Raw genomic sequence first — 18,025 nt, forward strand, 5'->3', positions numbered from 1 at the left:
AGGGGTCGGGGGTGAGGGTACGGGGCGAAGCCCTCGCACTGTTTCGATTCCATGAGGCTTCGCCCGTACCCTCACCCTCATCCGCCCCTTCGGGGCACCTTCTCCCGATGGGAGAAGGGAGTAAGGCGGCGCGTCACTGCACGGGTTCCGTCGCACAGCCGCGTAGACGAACGCCACAATCCAAAGGGCAACGGCTATATTGCACGCCATGACACCAAGGGCAGGGGCGTGATGCGCCTACAACCACGCTTCTTCCGCCGCCGCCATGGCGGCGACGGCACTTCCATTGCATTCGGACCGCGCCGTGGCTGGCGCGCAGCGTGCGCGCTGCTGTTGCTGGCCTGCAGCCAGGCCGCGCTGGCCCTGGGGCTCGGCGACATCCGCGTGCTGTCCAAGCCGGGCGAGCCGTTCCTGGCCGAGATCCCGGTGATTTCCAACGAGCCCGGCGAACTGGAGAACGCGCGCGTGGCGCTGGCCTCGCCGGCGACCTTCGCCCGGGTCGGGCTGCAGCGGCCGGACGGCCTGGTCGGCGACCTGCAGTTCCGCTTCGCCCAGACCAACCAGGGCCGCGCGGTGATCCGCGTCAGCAGCCGGATGCCGGTCGAGGTGCCGTCGCTGAGCTTCCTGATCGAAGTGGATTGGGGCCAGGGCCGGTTGATCCGCGAATATTCGGCGCTGGTCGACGCGCCCAACACCGCCGCGGCGATCGATGCGCCGGCGATCGACGCGCCGGCGGCCGCGGCGCCGTCCGACCGCATCGTCCGCAGCGAACCGTTGCCGGCGCCGACGCCGGCCGCCAGTACGCCGGCGCCGCCACCGGCGCTGCCGGCCGCACCCGCCGCGCCGGTGCGCAGCGCGCCGGCCCCGGTCGCCGCGCCCGGCGATGCGCTGGCCCCGGTGCAGCGCGGACAGACCTTGTCGCAGATCGCCGGGCAGTTGGCGCGCGGCAGCGGCCATTCGCTGGACCAGACCATGGTCGCGCTGCTGCGCGCCAATCCGGATGCGTTCATCCGCGGCAACGTCAACCTGCTCAAGCAGGGCGCGGTGCTGCGCACACCGCGCCAGGAGGAACTGGCCGGCCTCGATGCCGCCGCCGCCACGGCCATCGTCCGCGAGCAGGCCGCGCAGTGGCGCCAGGCGCGCGCGCCGGTGCCGCAACCGGCACAGGCGCAGCAGGCCGATGCCGCTGCGCCGGCCGCCGCCAAGCCGGTGGCCGCCGCGACCGCCACTGGGGCATCGGGCGCACGCCTGGAAATCGCGCCGGCGGTGCCGGCGCAACGCGACAACGCGGGAACCAAGTCCGGCACCGGTGCCGGCGACGAGGGAGACATGGTGGCGACTCAACAATTGCAGCAGGCGCGCGAAGACCTCGCGGCACGCGATGCCGAGGTCCAGGAACTGCGCTCGCGGGTCGAGCAGCTGGAAAAGCTCAAGGCCCAGCAGCAGCAACTGATCGCGCTGAAGGACAGCGACCTGGCCGCGGCGCAGAAGCGCCTGGGCCAGGCCGGGCAGACCCAGGCCCAGGCGCAACCCGCGCCGACGCCGGCGTCCAACGGCTGGCCGCTGTGGCTGTGGGGCGGGCTGGCGCTGCTGGTGCTGGGCATCGGTGCGCTGCTGCTGTCGCGCCGGCGCAAGCCCTCGCCGTTGCCGCCACTGCCGCGGCATGGCTACGACACGGCGGAACTGGCCGCGGCGGTGCCGGTGGTCGCGCATCGCGAGGTGGACGCGCCGGACCTGCCGCCGCTGGACGAACATGCGCGCGACGCGGCCGAAGACGACGCGGACGCGGACCGGACCTACCAGGATCCGGCCTATCAGGACCAGGCGTTCGAACGCGAACTGGCCGGCCATGCGCCGCGCCACGACGACGCGGACGACATGCCGGCAGCGCAGCGTCCTTACGTCGCGCCGCATTCCGACCTCGAGGCCGCGCCTGCGCCGCAGGCATCGCCCGACGCCGACGAGCCATGGCGGCAGCCGCCGCCGGTGCTGGCGCCGACGCCGGTCGCCGCCGCCGCGGCACGCCACGAACCGACCTGGCACCAAGAGGAGTTGCCGGCGACCGCCGAACCGGTCGCCGAACCGGCGCCGGCCTATCCGCCGATCGGCCGCGAACGCCTGGAGCTGGCGGTGGCCTACATGGACCTGGGCGACAACGAGACCGCGCGCACCCTGCTGACCGAAGTGGCGGCCGGCGGCGATCCGGCGGCACGTGCCGAGGCCCTGCAACTGCTGGGTCGCCTGGGCTGAGACCCGCGGACGGCGTGCGGCGGCTGCGCCGCCGCCGTCCTGCTTCGACAGGGAATGCGACGATGCGCGAACACCTCCTCGACAGGACGCTGCCGGTGGCACGCAGCGCAAGATCCCGGCCGGCGGCGCGTTGCCTGGCCAAGGCCGGCCGCATGCGCGATGTCGGCGCTGCCGGCCGACCGGCTGGCATCTCCATGCCGCTGTCGAACCTGCGACCGGCCAGCGCTCCCGCGGCTCGGCAGCGCGCGCCGCAGCGGCATCGCGCACGCCACAGCGCAGCGCCCTGGCCGTTCGCATCCGCGCTGCACGTAGTGTCGGAGTAGGTCGCCATGCGCTATGCGTTGGGCGTGGAATACGATGGCAGCGAGTTCCAGGGCTGGCAGCAGCTCGGCGAATCGGGTGGGCCGAGCGTGCAGGCGGCGCTGCAGGCGGCGTTGTCTTCGGTGGCCGATACGCCGGTGAGCGTGGTCTGCGCCGGACGCACCGACGCCGGCGTGCACGGCGAATGCCAGGTCGTGCATTTCGATTGCGATGCGCCGCGCGCGCCGCGCGGCTGGATGCTCGGCGCCACCGCACGGCTGCCGGCCTCGGTGTGCGTGCGCTGGTGCGTGCCGGCGGCGGACGATTTCCATGCGCGCTTCTCCGCACGCGCGCGGCGCTACCGCTACCGCCTGCTCAACCGCCAGGTGCGCCCGGCGCTGTACCGGCAGACGCTGAGCTGGGAACGGCGGCCGCTGCAGGCCGAGGCGATGCACGCCGCGGCGCAGGCGCTGCTGGGCGAGCAGGACTTCAGCGCATTCCGCAGCATCCAGTGCCAGGCGCTGCATGCGCGCCGCGAGCTGCAGTCGATCGCGGTGACCCGGATCGGCGAGGTCGTCGAGGTCCAGGTCCAGGCCAATGCATTCCTTCATCACATGGTGCGCAATATCGTGGGGTCCTTAATCTTGGTAGGAACAGGCGACAAGCCGGTTTCCTGGATCGGCGAACTGCTTGCCGGGCGCGACCGCAGCGTCGCCGGCCCGACCGCGCCGCCCCAGGGATTGGTGTTCGTCGGTCCCCTCTACCCCGACATCTGGAAGCTACCGGCCGAGGTCACCCTATGAATCGAACCCTGTATCGCACCCGCATCAAGTTCTGCGGCATGACCCGCGCCGGCGACATCCGCCTGGCGGGCGAACTTGGGGTGGATTCGGTGGGATTCATATTCGCGCACGGCAGCCCGCGGCGGGTCGCCCCGGCCGAAGCCCGCGCGATGCGCCAGGCCGCCTCGCCGATGGTGGACGTGGTCGCGCTGTTTCGCGACAACCCCAAGGACGAAGTGCGCGAAGTGCTGCGCACGGTGCGGCCGACCCTGCTGCAGTTCCATGGCGACGAGGACGACGGCTTCTGCCGCGGCTTCAACCTGCCGTACCTGAAGGCGGTGCCGATGGGCGGCAGCGACGTCAATGCACGCACCCTGCAGCTGCAGTACCCGAACGCGGCCGGCTTCCTGTTCGACAGCCATGCCCCGGGCGAGGGCGGCGGCTCCGGCAAGACCTTCGACTGGACGCGCCTGCCGACCGGCCTGCACCGGCCGTTCCTGCTTGCCGGCGGCATCACCGCCGACAACGTGTTCGACGCGATCGTGGCGACGCTGCCATGGGGCATCGACGTCTCCAGCGGCATCGAGAGCCAGCCAGGCATCAAGGACGGCCACAAGATGCGCAAGTTCGTCGAGGAAGTGCGCCGCGCCGACTGCCATGAGTTGAACACCAACTGCTAGAGGCACTGCGGCAGGGAAAGGGGTGGTCCGAGCTGCGTACGCCGCGGTATGGACGGGTGGCCGCCGGCTCGATGGAGCGCCGGGTGGCCTGAGTGCGGTTGCCGCCCTGGTGCGCGCTGGCACTGCGCTGGGTGCCGTCATCTCTTTATCGTATGATCCGGGCCAGGGGTCGACGATGCCGCGCCGCGTATCGCGCGCGCCGCCAACGACAGGAATGAGGGAGCGACATGCGCACGCGCGTCATTGCAGTGCGTCGTTGTCGTACAGGGATGGATAGGGGATGGCCGAGTTCTTGAGCGTCGCACTGGGGTTTCCCACGTTGCCGTACAGCATCCTGCTGGGGTTCTCGGCGATCTATTGGGTGCTGGCCGCGACCGGCGTTGCGGATCATCACGCCACCGACGGGCACCTGCATCTGGATGGCGCGCATGGCGCGGACCACGGCCTGCATGGCATTTCCGGCATCTTCGCGCGGCTCGGCCTGGGCGGCGCGCCGCTGATGCTGGTCGTGGCCTTGCTGTCGTTCTGGGCATGGACGACGACCTATTTCGTGCATCTGTTCCTGCTGCAGGCGTTGCCGGACGGCTTGCGCTGGGGGCTGGGCAGCGTCGTCGTGCTGTTGGCGCTGGTGCCGGCGGTGCCGCTGACCTCGTGGATGCTGCGGCCGCTGCGCCGCCTGTTGCTGAAGCTGCGACCGGTCGCGCAACGCTCGCTGCTCGGCAAGGTCGGGGTGATCGCTTCGCCTCGCGCCGATGCCGGCAGCGGCTTTGCCAACGTCGACGACGGTGGCGCGGGACTGGTCCTGCAGGTGCGCGCGCCGGCCGGCAGCGAGTACCTGCGCGGCGAGCGCATCGTGCTGGTCGACTACGTGCACGAGCACAACCATTACCTGATAGCCCGCGAGCTGGACCAGCCGGGTTTGCCGTTACCCCATAGCCTGATTGCGGGCGATAAGGAGATCCACCGATGAGTTTTGCGACGATGGCGCCATTTCTGATCGGCGTCGGCATCCTGCTGGTGCTGCTGCTGGGGTTGGCCGGCCTGTTCAAGGCGTTCTACCGCAAGGTGGACCAGGGCGTGGCGTTGATCGTCAACGACATGAGTTCCACGCCGAAGGTGCATTTCACCGGCGCGCTGATCGTGCCGGTGCTGTACCGCGCCGAGCTGATGCGGATTAGCCTGATCACCCTGCAGGTCGATCGCCGCGGCAAGGAAGGCCTGATCTGCCGAGACAACATGCGCGCCGACATCGCCGTGGCGTTCTACCTGCGCGTCAACGAGACCCAGGCCGACGTGCTGCGCGTGGCCAAGGCGATCGGCGCCGACCGGGCGTCGGACAAGCATGCGGTCGACGAACTGTTCAATGCCAAGTTCTCCGAGGCGCTGAAGACGGTCGGCAAGAAGTTCCATTTCACCGAGCTGTTCGAGAAGCGCCAGGAATTCCGCGACGAGATCATCGCGGTGATCGGCAACGACCTCAACGGCTACGTGCTTGAAGACGTGGCGATCGACTATCTGGAGCAGACCCCGAAGTCGCTGCTGGACCCGCACAACATCCTCGACGCCGAGGGCATCCGCAAGATCACCGAGCTCACCGCCACCCAGAACGTGGTGACCAACGAGCTGGAGCAGAACGAGAAGCTGGCGATCACCAAGAAGAACGTGGAGGCGCGCGAGGCGCTGCTGGCGCTGGAGCGGCAGCAGGCCGAGGCGGAAGCGCGGCAGAAGCGCGAGGTCGACACGATCCGCGCACGCGAACAGGCCGAGACGCTGAAAGTGCAGGAAGAGCAGCGCCAGCTGTCGGAGAACGCGCGCATCGAGGCGCAGCAGCTGATCGACATCCGCGAGCAGAACCGCTTGCGCGAGGTCGAAGTGGCCGAACAGAACCGCCAGCGCGCGGTGGCCATCGAGGTCGAGCGCGTGGCGCGCGCGCGCCAACTGGAGCAGGTCACCACCGATCGCGAGGTCCAGCTGCAGGGCGTGGAGCGTGACAAGGTGGTCGAGAACGGCAAGATGGACGTGGCCAACATCACCCGCGAACGCATCGCCATCGACAAGACCGTGGCGCAGGAAGAAGAGCGGATCAAGGAAGTGCGCCAGGTCGCCGAGGCCGACCGGCACAAGCAGGTGACGATCCTGGACGCGGAGGCCAAGGCGCAGGAACAGCTGGTGCGCCAGGTCAAGGAAGCACAGGCGCGCGAGACCGCGGCCAAGCATCGCGCGGTCGAGCTCACCACGCTGGCGCAGGCCGAGCACGAGGCCGCCGGCAAGCAGGCCGAAGCCAAGAAGCTGCTCGCCGACGGCATGCGCGCCGAAAAGGCCGCCCCGGGCCTGGCCGACGCGCAGGTCAAGGAAGCGTCGGCGCTGGCGATCGAGAAGGTCGGTATCGCCGAGGCGCGGGTGATCGAGGCCAAGGCCGACGCCAGCCTCAAGCAGGGCAGCAACGATGCGCGCGTGCTGGCCGAGACGCTGCAGGCCAAGGCGCAGGGCGAGGAACAGATGGGCAAGGCCAAGGCCAGCGCGACCGAGTCGATCGGTTTGGCGGAAGCGGTGGTGGTGGAGAAGCGTCTGTTCGCCGAGGCCGAAGGCCTGACCCGCAAGTTCGAGGCGATCGGCGCGCTCAGCGACACCGCGCGCGGCCACGAGGAGTTCCGCATGATGCTCGACACCAGCCTGAAGCAGGCGCTGGCCTCGATCGAGGCCGGCAAGGAAGTGTCCAAGGAAAACGCCGAGGTCATCGCCAGCGCGTTGCGCAATGCCGACATCGACCTGGTCGGCGGCGACGGCGGCATGTTCGAGAACCTCATCAAGGCGGTCTCGCTCGGCAAGTCGATCGAAGGTCTGGCCGACAAGAGCCCGATCGTGCAGGACCTGATGCAGCGCTACCTGGGCGTGCAGCGCAACGCACCAGCGACGCCGCGGCTGGCGCCCGATGGCGCCGGCGCGCTGCCCGTTGCGCTTCCGTGACCTGAGCCTGGGCTGATCCGCGCCGGGAGCGCGGCCCACCAGCGGCCGCGTGCCGCCGGACCCCGTTGAGACGGCGCGTGGCGACGCGCGCCGGGCGTATGCAAGCCGGCAGGAGCCGTTGACGATGGCAGCAACCCAATCCCCGACCGATCCGCAGTCCGAGGGCGGCAATCCGTCCCAGGTCGACCACGCCGTCGCCCAGGGCGGCGCCTACGAGGTGCTGCGCCGGCGTCTGGTCGAACAAGGCGCGCGCTTGCAGGAAGCGGTCGAGGCGCTCAACACGCAGCGTCTGCAGGAATTCGGCGACAGCCGGCTCGAAGTGGCCGGACGCTTCCGCATCCGCACCGAGAACAATTGCGTCGGCCGCGACATCGTGCAGGTCGGCCAGGACATGCTGCTGTTCGGCTACAACGTGTTCCTCGGGCTCAAGAACCAGACCCGCATCGAGGACGTGTTCGGGCTGTACCGGCTGGTCGAAGGCGCCGACGGCTACGACGTCAGCCCGGTCGACGTGGCCGGCAGTTTCCTTGGCCAGGCCGGCTTCGTGCACGATTTCGGCGAGCTGTACGCCTACTACAAGCACGCGCGGCTGCTGCAGCTGATCGTCATCGGCGGCAAGCTGCTGGCGGCGTTCCAGATCGGCGAACGCAGCGCCGATGTGCGCGTGTTCCGCTGGGCGATCGACAGCGCCGGCGAGCTGACCTACATCGACGCGCGCGGCGAGCGCGACATCGCGCTGCCGCCGCCGTTCGATTTCGAATGGGTTCGCGCCACTCGCGAGATGGCGGTGAACGGGCGCCACTCGCACCTGAACATTCTCGACACCTTGTTCGTGGAGACCATCGGCGGCGACCTGACGATCAAGGTCGAGAACAACACCGAGACCGGGCAGGGCATCTACAGCGAACCGGTCGAGGACAAGACCCAGTCGCTGGACGATGCGCAGTTCGATTTCGCGCGGGTCGGCACCCTGGTCCTGCTCAAGGTGCTGCCGTACCGCGAGACGCAATGGCGCGGGCTGATCTACAACACGCTCAGCGGCCGCATCGTGCGCAACGACGCCATCGTGCAGGCCTGCGTGCAGCTGCCCGAGGACCACGGCATCATCTTCCCCGGCGGCTATTACCTGCAGAACGGCGACCACAAGGCCTTCGACGCGGCGATGGACGGCATGCAGTTCAAGCGCGCGATCCGTTCGCCCAACGGCGAGGACGTGCTGTACATCTTCTACGAGCGCGAAGGCGGCAAGTCGGCGTTGTTCGTCTACAACACCATCCGCCGCGCGTTGCAGAACCCGGTGTTCGGTCACGGCTACGCGTTGCTGCAGGACGGGCGCATGGTGCTGTTCCATGCCGAGGGTGCCGAGCCGACCCGCATCCATCCGATGCAGGTGTGGCAGACCCCGTTCAGCAGCGACGAATTCGCCGCCCGGCGCGCGCCGGGCAACAGCTTCCTGGGCCGCATCGGCAATGCCGAACTGGTGCGCGGCATCTCCAATCTGTTCGGGCTGGCGCGCGCGATCGAGCACGACGAGGTCTCGGTGCAGCGCTACGAGTTGCTGGTCGAGGACGCGCGGCGCCTGTTCGATGCGCACCACTGGCTGGACGACGCATACTGCGGCGGTCTCGCGGGCGTGCTGCGCGGCATCAGCGCCACCGGTGAAGCGGTGCTCGACGAGTACGAGAAGGTGCTGTCGATCCGCCAGCAGTCCGAGCAGGCGATGACCGAAGCCATCGCCGCGCACAAGGCGCTGCTGGCGCGGCTGCAGCCGGAGAACTGGACCGGCATCCAGGAGTTCGTCGAGCCGCTCAATGCCATCGCCGCCCAGCGCGGGCATCTGCTGACGATCCGCGAGTACCGCTACATCGATACCGAGACGATCGATGCGATGGGGACGGCGCTGCAGCAGGCGCACGACACGATCGGTGCGGCCACAGGCCGCTTCCTCGGCAGCGAGACCGCGCTGGCGCCGTTGAACGCGCGCCTGGCCGAACTGGACGCGGCGGCGCAGGCCGCCACCACCGCCCGCACGTTGTCCGAGCAGCTGCAGGCGATGCAGGCGCTGTCGAACGATCTGGATCTGCTCTCCGAGCTGATGGCCGGGCTCAAGGTCGACGACGCCACCGCACGCACCCGCGTGGTCGAGACCCTGTCCGAAGTCTATGCGCGGCTCAACCAGGCACGCGCCCGCGCCGAGCAGCGGCGCAAGACGCTGGGCTCGGCCGAGACCGTGGCCCAGTTCGCGGCGCAGTTCGCGCTGTTCGGTCAGGCCATCACCAGTGCGCTGGCGCTGTCCACCGATCCCGAGCGCGCCGACGAGCAGTTGTCGCGGCTGATGGTGCAGCTGGAAGAGCTGGAGAGTCAGTTCGGCGAGCACGAGCAGTTCCTCGGCGACATCCTCAGCAAGCGCGAGGAGCTGATCGAGGCGTTCGAGACGCACAAGCAGGCCTTGCTCGACGAGCGCCAGCGCAAGGCGCGCTCGCTGCTCGACGCGGCCACCCGCATTCTCGACGGCCTGCCTCGGCGCACCGAGCGCTTCGCCACGGCCGACGAGCTCAACGCGTTCTTCGCCGGCGATCCGCTGATCCTCAAGCTGCGCGAACTGGCCGAGCGCCTGCGCGGCTACCGCGACAGCGTCAAGGCCGACGATGTCGAGGCGCGTCTGAAGGGCGTGCGCGACCAGGCGGTGCGCGCCTTGCGAGACCGCAGCGAGCTGTTCGAATCAGGCGGCAACGTGGTCCGGCTCGGCCCGCGGCACCGCTTCAGCGTCAATACCCAGCCGCTGGATCTGACCCTGTTGCCGCGCGAGGACGGACTGGCGCTGCACCTCACCGGCACCGACTACCTGGAGCCGCTGCACGACGAGGCGCTGGAGGCGACGCGCGCCTATTGGCAGGTGACGCTGGATTCGGAATCGCCGGACCTGTACCGCGGCGAATACCTGGCCGGCAGCCTGCTGGAATCCGCACTGGCCGGTCGCGATGGACTCGACCTGCCTGGCCTGCTGCAGCAGGCCGCCGCGCCGGAGACGCTGGCACGTAGCGTGCGCGATTTCGCCGCGCCGCGTTACCGCGAAGGCTACGAGCGCGGCATCCACGACCACGACGCCACGCGCATTCTGCAGGCCTTGCTGCCTCTGCATCAGGCGGCCGGCACGCTGGTGCATGCGCCGGCCGCACGCGCGCTGGCGATGGCGTTCTGGGCCGAGCGCCAGCGCGACGACGCCGTCGCGGCATGGGTCGCGCGCCAGGCCGGCGCCGATGCGATCTTCCGCCTGTTCGGCGCGGAGCAGGGCCGTCAGGCGCTGCAGGCAGAGATGCAGCAGGCGCTGCAGCGGTTCGTCGAAGACAGCTTGCTGCCCGTCGATGCCGACCATGCAGCGGCCGCTGCCGCCTACCTGGCCGCCGAGCTGGCGCTGGGCGAGCCGACCTTCCCGCTCAGCCGCCACGCGCGCGAGTTGCTCGACGCCTTGCATGCGCGGCTTGGCGAGGCGGGCCTGCGCGAGGACTTCGACCGCTCGCTGGAGCGCGTGCGCGGCGAGCTCGCCGCCGGCTGGGCGCTGGCCAGCCACTGGCTGCAGGGCCTGTGCCAGGATCAGCGCTTCGTCGCCTATTCCGGCTACGTGCCGGAAGCCGTGGCGATCGTGCTGCTGGCGTCGCGGCTGCGCAGCCAGCACAGCGATGTGCTGCTGATGACCACGGTGGAGGGATTGCTCGGCGAGCATCCGCGCATCCAGGGCGGCCGCCTGACCATCGCCATCGACGATTTCCTGGCGCGCCTGCACCGCCACGAACAGACCTTCGTGCCCGGCTTCCGCCACTACCAGGCGTTGCGCCAGCAGGTCATCGTGCGCGAGCGCGAGCAGTTGCGCCTGTCCGAGTTCAAGGCCAGGCCGCTGTCCTCGTTCGTGCGCAACAAGCTGATCAACGAGGTCTATCTGGGCGTGATCGGCGACAACCTCGCCAAGCAGATGGGCACCGTCGGCGAGAACAAGCGCAGCGACCTGATGGGCCTGTTGCTGATGATCTCGCCGCCGGGCTACGGCAAGACCACGCTGATGGAATACGTGGCCAGCCGTCTCGGCCTGGTCTTCATGAAGATCAACGGTCCGGCGCTGGGGCACGCGGTGCGTTCGCTGGATCCGGCACAGGCGCCGGACGCCACCTCGCGGCAGGAACTGCTCAAGCTCAACCTGGCGCTGGAGATGGGCAACAACACCATGCTGTATGTCGACGACATCCAGCACACCCATCCTGAGTTCCTGCAGAAGTTCATCTCGCTGTGCGACGGCACCCGCCGCATCGAAGGCGTCTGGAAGGGGCGCACGCGCACCTACGACATGCGCGGCAAGAAGTTCTGCGTGGTGATGGCCGGCAATCCGTACACCGAGTCCGGCGAGGTGTTCAAGATTCCGGACATGCTGGCCAATCGCGCCGACGTCTACAACCTCGGCGACGTGCTCGGCGGCATGGAGGACGCGTTCGTGCTCAGCTACATCGAGAACAGCCTGACCTCCAATCCGGTGCTGGCGCCGTTGGCCACGCGCGAGCTGGCCGATCTGTACCTGCTGGTCGAGCGCGCCCGCGGCAAGGAGATCTCCACCAACGCCTTGAGTCACGCCTACAGCGGTGCGGAAATCAACGAGATCGTCGCCACCCTGCAGCGCATGCTGCGCGTGCGCGACGTGGTCTACCGGGTCAACCAGCAGTACATCGCCAGCGCCGCGCAGGATGATCGCTACCGCAGCGAGCCGCCGTTCCGGCTGCAGGGCAGCTACCGCAACATGAACAAGCTGGCGGAGAAGATCTCGCCGGTGATGAACGAGGCCGAGCTGCAGCAGCTGATCTCCGACCACTACCTGGGCGAGGCGCAACTGCTGACCAGCGGCGCCGAGGAAAACCTGCTCAAGCTGGCCGAACTGCGTGGCCTGATGGCGGCCGAGGAACTGGCGCGCTGGGAGCAGATCAAGCGCGACTTCCTGCGCAACAAGGCGATGGGCGCGGACGAGGCCGATGTCGGCGGACGCATGGTGGCGCAGTTGGCCGACATCGCCAGCGGCCTGCAAGTGCTGCGCGCCGAACCCGAATCGGCGCAACAGCGCTGGGAGCAGATGCTGGCGCTGCTGCGGCAGGTGCTGGCTGAACGCGACCGCGAACGCGCCGCGCTGTCCGACGCCCCGCCGGTGCCGGCGCCGCTGCCGCCCACGGTGCCGGCGACGCCGCAGCTGCAGCTGCAGCCGCTGCTGGAGGCCTTGGCGCGCTCGCACGATAGCCAGGCGCAGACCGGGCAGGCGCTGGCCGCGCTGGTCGAGGCGATGCGCGCCTATCTGCGCGAGCCGGCGCCGGCGGCCGCCGCCGCACCGCGCGTGCGGCGGCCGCGCACCTTGGCCGAACGCCAACTCGACGAAGCGCTATCACGGCATTTCTACGGCGATGCGGCCGCGCGCGGCGACGACGCCGAGCCTGGCCCGGCGTGAGCGGCCACGCTGTCCCGGAGCTGCCTGAGCCGCCCGCCGCGCCGCACGCGGTGGGCGATGCGCAGGCCGCGGCAGGCTATGCGGCGCCGCTGCTGGATGCGGTCGCACGTGCGCTGGCGGTGCAGGTGGCCGGGTCCGATGCCGGCGCGGCGCTGGTGCGCGAACTGGAGCAGATCCAGCAGGCGCTGCAGGCGCTCGACCCGCAACGCATCCGCCGCGACAGCGGCGTGCTCGGGCGCCTGTTCGGCCGCGACCTGGAACGGCAGGCCGAGGCCGAGACCCTGCATGCCCAGCTTGGCGTGGTGCTCCTGCGCGCCGACCAGCACGCCACGCGCCTGCAGCTCGCCATCGACGCGCACGCCGCGATGGCCGATCTCGCCGAGGCCGGCATGGCCGCGCTCGAGCGCTGGATCGGCGCCGCGGCCGCGCCCGCATCGGCAGCGGCAGCGGCCGGCGCCGCGGCGCTGGGCGAGGCCTGGAGCCGCCGCCTCGACCATCTGCGTCGCGTCGTCGCCACCTGGCAATTGGAAGCGGCGCAATGGCGGCTGCTGGAGCAGCAGGGCAGGGAACTGTCGCAACGCTACCGGCACATCCGCGACGTGCTGCTGCCGGCATGGCGCCAGGCCGCGTCGGCGGTACAGGCGGCCCACGGCGCGCAGCACGCCACCCGCGCCGGGCAGGCGCAGCAGCACATCCTGGCCGAAGTCCAGGCCATGCGGGCTAGACTGCGCTGAGCCTGCGACCCGCCGCCGCGTACCGCTATCGAAGGAGAACAACGATGACCCAGGAACATCCGCTGATGCCGCAGGTGGTGCCGATGCAGCCCGACGAGGCCGAGCTCAAGGCGCTGGGCCTGGTGGCCGACGATCGCGAACAGATCGCCACGCTGGCGCAGGGCCTGCGCGAACTCGCACCTGGCAGCCTGCATCTGTTCGGGACCGAGGTTGCCGCGCATACCGCCGCGTTCTCCAGCCAGTTGCTGGACCAGGTGCGCAACCGCGATCTCGAGGCCACCGGCGACAAGCTCGGCGAAGTCGTGCGCATCGCGCGCGCGCTCAAGCTGGACCAGCTCGGCGAGCGTTCGCGGGTGCCGCTGATCGGGGGCCTGATCGACCGGCTGCGCGCGTCCAAGGACGAACTGGTGCAGAAGTTCAGCGACACCAACCGCCAGATCGAACAGTTGCTGCGCGATGTCGGCGCGCAGCAGGCGAGCCTGAGCCAGCGCGTGGGCGAGTTCGACCGCATGCACCAGATGGTGCAGGCCGAGCGCCGCGAGCTGGGCCTGCACGTCGCTGCCGGCAAGCTGCGGCTGGCCGAACTGCAGCAACAGCACCTGGCGCTGGCGGACCAGGACGACCCGCAGGCGCGCGGCCAGCGCGCCGAGATCGATACCGCCGTCCGCCTGCTCGACAAGCGCGTCGGCGACCTGCAGGTGATGCAGCATGCGGCCGACCAGTCGCTGCCGATGATCCGCCTGATCCAGGCCAATGCGCTGCAGCTGATCGAGAAGTTCAACACGGTGCGCGACATCACCATCCCGTCGTGGAAGCGCCAGTTTGCGATCCAGCTGTCGCTGAGCGAGCAGCAGAACGCGGCGGCGCTGTCCAATGCCATCGACGATGCGACCAACGACATCATGCGCCGCAACGCCGACCTGATGCGGCAGACCTCGGTGGAGACGGCGCGCGCCAACCAGCGCGCGGTGATCGACATGGACACGCTGCGCCACGTGCACGAGCAACTGATCGCCACGGTGGAGGAAGTGCGCGAGATCCATCGCGACGGCATGCAGCAGCGGCGCAGCGCCGAAACCGAACTGAGCCGGTTGCGCGACGACCTGCAACGACGCCTGGCCGCGCCGACCCCGGGCGGCTGACGCGGCGGCCACGCAGGCGACGTCGGCGACGTTCCGGCGCGCAACGGCCTGCTGCGCCTGCGACTGCGCGCGAGCCCGGCCGCAGCCGCTGCCATGCTGCGGCGACCGAGGGCATGCCGCCCCCAGCGGCCATTGCAGACGTGCCGACGAAGCGGCCGGCGCCAGTCGGCGTGCCGCAATTGCGCTCCGAGCACGCGCGGTCGGCCTGCGCCTTGTCCGCGACGGTGTGCCGCCAGTGGCATTGACCGACAAGGAGTGCCGAGCCTTGCCGCGAACGGACACTGACGCCCTCAGCTGCCGTCGCGCCGCAGTTCGCCGGCCAGCCAGCCCGCCAGCGCGTCCACGCGCGGATCCTGGCGGCCCCGGCGCGCACACAGCGCCCACTGCCCGCCAGTCTCGGCGAAGCCCCACGGCGCCAGCAGGCGTCCGTTGGCCAGGTCGTCGGCGACCAGCGGCTGCGGCGCGATCGCCACGCCGATGCCGGCCAGCGCGGCTTCGAGCAGGTAGTACAGGTGTTCGAATCCGGTGCCGTAATGCAGTGCGGTGGCGTCCACGCCATGCGCCTGCGCCCACGCCGGCCACGCCTGCGGGCGCGAGGCGGTGTGCAGCAGCGGCTGCTGCAGCAGCGCCGACGGCGGGCCCGCCGCCAGCGCCTGCGCCTGCGGCAGGGCGGGGCTGAGTACCGGGCCGATCCGCTCCGGCGCCAGCACGTGCACCTGCCAGCCGTCCGGCCATGGCGCCTGGCCGAGCAGCAGGGCGGCGTCCAGGCCGTCCAGGTCGGCGGCGAAGTCGCCCTCGTGCGCGGACAGGTGCAGGGTCAGTTCGGGCAGGTCGCGCTGCAGCGCCTGCAACCGCGGAATCATCCAGCGTGCCAGGATGCTGCCCGGGCAGCCCAGCACCAGGGCACTGGCGCGCGAGGGACGGCGCAGTTCGGCCACCGCGTCCTGCAGTTGCGCGAAGGCGCCGCCGGCCGCGTCGCGCAGCCGCTCGCCGGCCGCGGTCGGGCGGATGCCGCGCCCTTCGCGCTGCAGCAGCGCCAGCCCCAGTTCCTCCTCCAGCAGCCGGATCTGACGGCTGACCGCGCCGTGGGTGACATGCAGCTCGGCCGCCGCGGCGCCGACGCTGCGCAGCCGCGCGGCGGCCTCGAATGCGCGCAGCGCGTTCAGCGAGGGCAGGCGGCGCAGGTTGGACATGTGAGATTTCCTGACGGATAGGCTCAGACTTTATCGGTTTTTGCCGGGCGACGCGTGCGCTAAAGTGCGGGCCTGTCCTGCTGCCTGCGATCGCCATGTCCTCCGTCCCCATCAGCGACTTCCACGCCTATCCCGACGCCAGCGGCCACTTCGGCCGCTACGGCGGCCGCTTCGTCGCCGAGACCCTGATCGGGCCGCTGCAGGAACTGGCCGCCGCCTACGACCAGGCGCGCCAGGATCCGGCCTTCATCGCCGAGTACGACAAGGACCTCAAGCACTACGTCGGCCGCCCCAGCCCGATCTACCACGCCGAGCGGCTCAGCCGCGAAGTGGGCGGGGCGCAGATCCTGCTCAAGCGCGAGGACCTGAATCACACCGGCGCGCACAAGATCAACAACACCATCGGCCAGGCGCTGCTGGCCAGCCGCATGGGCAAGACCCGCATCATCGCCGAGACCGGCGCCGGCCAGCACGGCGTGGCCAGCGCCACGGTGGCCGCGCGGCTGGGCCTGGAGTGCGTGGTGTACATGGGCGCCACCGACATCGAGCGGCAGAAGATCAACGTCTACCGGATGCAGTTGCTCGGCGCCAGGGTGGTGCCGGTGACCTCCGGCTCGGCCACGCTCAAGGACGCGCTGAACGAGGCGATGCGCGACTGGGTGACCAATGTGCAGGACACCTTCTACATCATCGGCACCGTCGCCGGCCCGGATCCGTATCCGCGCATGGTGCGCGACTTCAACGCCATCGTCGGCCGCGAAGCGCGCGCGCAGATGCTGGAAGACTACGGCCGCCTGCCGGACGCGATCAGCGCCTGCGTCGGCGGCGGCAGCAACGCCATCGGCCTGTTCCATGCCTTCCTCAACGATGCCGGGGTGAAGATCTACGGCGCCGAAGCCGCCGGCGACGGCATCGCCAGCGGCCGCCACGCCGCCTCGATCGCCGCCGGCCGCCCGGGCGTGCTGCACGGCAACCGCACCTACGTGATCTGCGACGACGACGGCCAGATCACCGAGACCCATTCGGTGTCCGCCGGCCTGGACTATCCCGGCGTCGGCCCCGAGCACGCGTTCCTGTCCGACAGCGGCCGCGCGGTCTACCAGGGCATCACCGACGACGAGGCGCTGGCCGCGTTCCACCTCCTGGCGCACACCGAGGGCATCCTGGCCGCGCTCGAATCCAGCCACGCGGTGGCGCAGTCGATCAAGCTGGCGCGCGACCTGCCCAAGGACGCGCTGGTGCTGTGCAATCTGTCCGGTCGTGGCGACAAGGACGTGCACACCATCGCCGCGCGCGACGGCATGCAGATCTGAGCGATGCGCTGGGTACGCGCGACGCTGATTGCCGAGATCGACGCGCCGGGCGAGCAGGACCTGCTGCTCGACTGGCTGGATCGCTGGCGCGGCGACCTGCGTACCTGTTCCGAAAACACCGGTTGCGGTTGCTGCGTGGATAGCTTCGATGTGGAAGCGCCAGAGCAGGCGCTGGCGGAGCTGCCGCGGCACATGCTGGCCTGCAGCGCATGGCCCGATTCGCCGCCAACCGATTGATCCTCACCATTGCCTGGACTCCTCATGCGCCGCATCGACCAAACCTTCGCCCGCCTGCGCACGCAATCGCGCAAGGCGCTGATTCCCTTTCTCACCGCCGGCGATCCGTCGCTGGAGGCGACGGTGCCGGCGATGCATGCGCTGGTCGAGGCCGGCGCCGACGTGATCGAGCTCGGCGTGCCGTTCTCCGATCCGATGGCCGACGGCCCCACCATCCAGCGCAGTTCCGAGCGCGCGCTGGCGCGCGGTGCCGGCCTGGCCTACGTGCTGGAAACGGTCAGCGCGTTCCGCCGCGACGACGCAACCACGCCGGTGGTGCTGATGGGCTACCTCAACCCGGTCGAGATCCACGGCACCGCGCGTTTCGCCGACGAAGCGGTGGCCGCCGGCGTGGACGGCGTGCTGCTGGTCGACCTGCCGCCGGAAGAATCGGCCGAGACCCTGGCGATCTTCACCGCGGCCGGCCTGGACCTGATCGTGCTGGCCTCGCCGACCACCGGCGACGCGCGCATCGGCCTGCTGTGCGATGCGGCGCGCGGTTACCTGTACTACGTCAGCTTCGCCGGCGTGACCGGCGCCGACCACCTCGACACCCGCGCCGCCGGCGATCGCCTGCGCCAGCTGCGCGCGCGCTCGACGGTGCCGGTGGTGGCCGGGTTCGGGATCAAGGACGCCGCCAGCGCCAAGGCCATGGCGGTGGACGCCGACGGGGTGGTGGTCGGCAGCGCGCTGGTCGCGGCGCTGGCCGAGGCAACGACCCTGGACGCGGTGCGCGAACGCGCGCTGGCGTTCCTGGCGCCGCTGCGCGCGGCACTGGACCGGGCCTGACACGCGCGGCGGATGCGGCCAGTGTGCGGCGGTCGCGGAGCCGCAATCCGTCGTGAGGCGGTCCGTGAGGCTGCGGCACGGTGCGCCCAGGTGACGATGCGGCGCCAATAGGACGCCGAGCCC

12 protein-coding genes are annotated in these 18,025 nt (G+C 70.3%); 11 read left to right on the forward strand and 1 reads right to left on the reverse strand.

Annotated features, from left to right (window positions below; all coding sequences use genetic code 11):
* Window positions 1-231: 231 nt before the first annotated feature.
* The 8 genes from J2Y70_RS02760 to J2Y70_RS02795 all read left to right on the forward strand — a co-directional run bounded on the left by J2Y70_RS02760 (window position 232) and on the right by J2Y70_RS02795 (window position 14,331).
* Window positions 232-2,250, forward strand: a complete 2,019-nt coding sequence (locus J2Y70_RS02760; protein ID WP_309912952.1) for a FimV/HubP family polar landmark protein — start codon at window positions 232-234, stop codon at window positions 2,248-2,250.
* 329 nt (window positions 2,251-2,579) lie between these two features.
* Window positions 2,580-3,353 carry a tRNA pseudouridine(38-40) synthase TruA gene (gene truA, locus J2Y70_RS02765; protein WP_263397856.1) on the forward strand — a complete coding sequence of 258 codons (774 nt, stop codon included), beginning with the start codon at window positions 2,580-2,582 and terminating at the stop codon, window positions 3,351-3,353.
* Window positions 3,350-4,012 (forward strand): phosphoribosylanthranilate isomerase, encoded by a 663-nt coding sequence (locus tag J2Y70_RS02770; RefSeq protein ID WP_263397857.1) that lies wholly within the window; start codon window positions 3,350-3,352, stop codon window positions 4,010-4,012. Before truA ends, J2Y70_RS02770 begins: the two co-directional genes overlap by 4 nt.
* 280 nt (window positions 4,013-4,292) lie before the next feature.
* A complete protein-coding gene (locus J2Y70_RS02775; protein WP_309912957.1) occupies window positions 4,293-4,982 on the forward strand; it encodes a hypothetical protein in 690 nt (229 codons plus the stop codon).
* Window positions 4,979-6,979, forward strand: a complete 2,001-nt coding sequence (locus tag J2Y70_RS02780) for a hypothetical protein (RefSeq protein WP_309912959.1) — start codon at window positions 4,979-4,981, stop codon at window positions 6,977-6,979. Before J2Y70_RS02775 ends, J2Y70_RS02780 begins: the two co-directional genes overlap by 4 nt.
* A 124-nt stretch (window positions 6,980-7,103) precedes the next feature.
* Complete coding sequence (locus J2Y70_RS02785; protein ID WP_309912962.1) at window positions 7,104-12,455, forward strand: DNA repair ATPase; 5,352 nt, start codon at window positions 7,104-7,106, stop codon at window positions 12,453-12,455.
* Complete coding sequence (locus tag J2Y70_RS02790; protein ID WP_309912965.1) at window positions 12,452-13,189, forward strand: hypothetical protein; 738 nt, start codon at window positions 12,452-12,454, stop codon at window positions 13,187-13,189. The genes J2Y70_RS02785 and J2Y70_RS02790 overlap by 4 nt, the downstream gene beginning before the upstream one ends.
* 44 nt (window positions 13,190-13,233) lie before the next feature.
* Window positions 13,234-14,331, forward strand: coding sequence for a toxic anion resistance protein (locus J2Y70_RS02795; RefSeq protein ID WP_309912968.1), 1,098 nt, complete (start codon window positions 13,234-13,236; stop codon window positions 14,329-14,331).
* 290 nt (window positions 14,332-14,621) lie between these two features.
* On the opposite strand, the gene J2Y70_RS02800 is transcribed toward J2Y70_RS02795, so the two are convergent.
* Window positions 14,622-15,524 carry a LysR family transcriptional regulator gene (locus tag J2Y70_RS02800; protein ID WP_309912971.1) on the reverse strand — a complete coding sequence of 301 codons (903 nt, stop codon included), beginning with the start codon at window positions 15,522-15,524 and terminating at the stop codon, window positions 14,622-14,624.
* Window positions 15,525-15,619: 95 nt separating this feature from the next.
* Here J2Y70_RS02800 and trpB point away from each other — a divergent pair, with 95 nt between their 5' ends.
* Genes trpB through trpA form a run of 3 tightly spaced genes read left to right on the forward strand, consistent with a single transcriptional unit; the run spans window position 15,620 to window position 17,902 of the window.
* Window positions 15,620-16,837: a tryptophan synthase subunit beta gene (trpB, locus tag J2Y70_RS02805; RefSeq protein WP_309912974.1), complete on the forward strand. Its 1,218-nt coding sequence runs from the start codon at window positions 15,620-15,622 to the stop codon at window positions 16,835-16,837.
* Between the two features lie 3 nt (window positions 16,838-16,840).
* Complete coding sequence (locus J2Y70_RS02810; protein ID WP_309912976.1) at window positions 16,841-17,074, forward strand: hypothetical protein; 234 nt, start codon at window positions 16,841-16,843, stop codon at window positions 17,072-17,074.
* 24 nt (window positions 17,075-17,098) lie between these two features.
* The gene (gene trpA / locus J2Y70_RS02815; RefSeq protein ID WP_309912979.1) at window positions 17,099-17,902 is read left to right on the forward strand and encodes a tryptophan synthase subunit alpha; all 804 of its coding nucleotides are present in this window, start codon (window positions 17,099-17,101) and stop codon (window positions 17,900-17,902) included.
* Window positions 17,903-18,025: the final 123 nt, after the last annotated feature.

This window comes from Xanthomonas sp. 1678 (assembly GCF_031455575.1).
Classification (GTDB): Bacteria; Pseudomonadota; Gammaproteobacteria; order Xanthomonadales; family Xanthomonadaceae; genus Xanthomonas_A.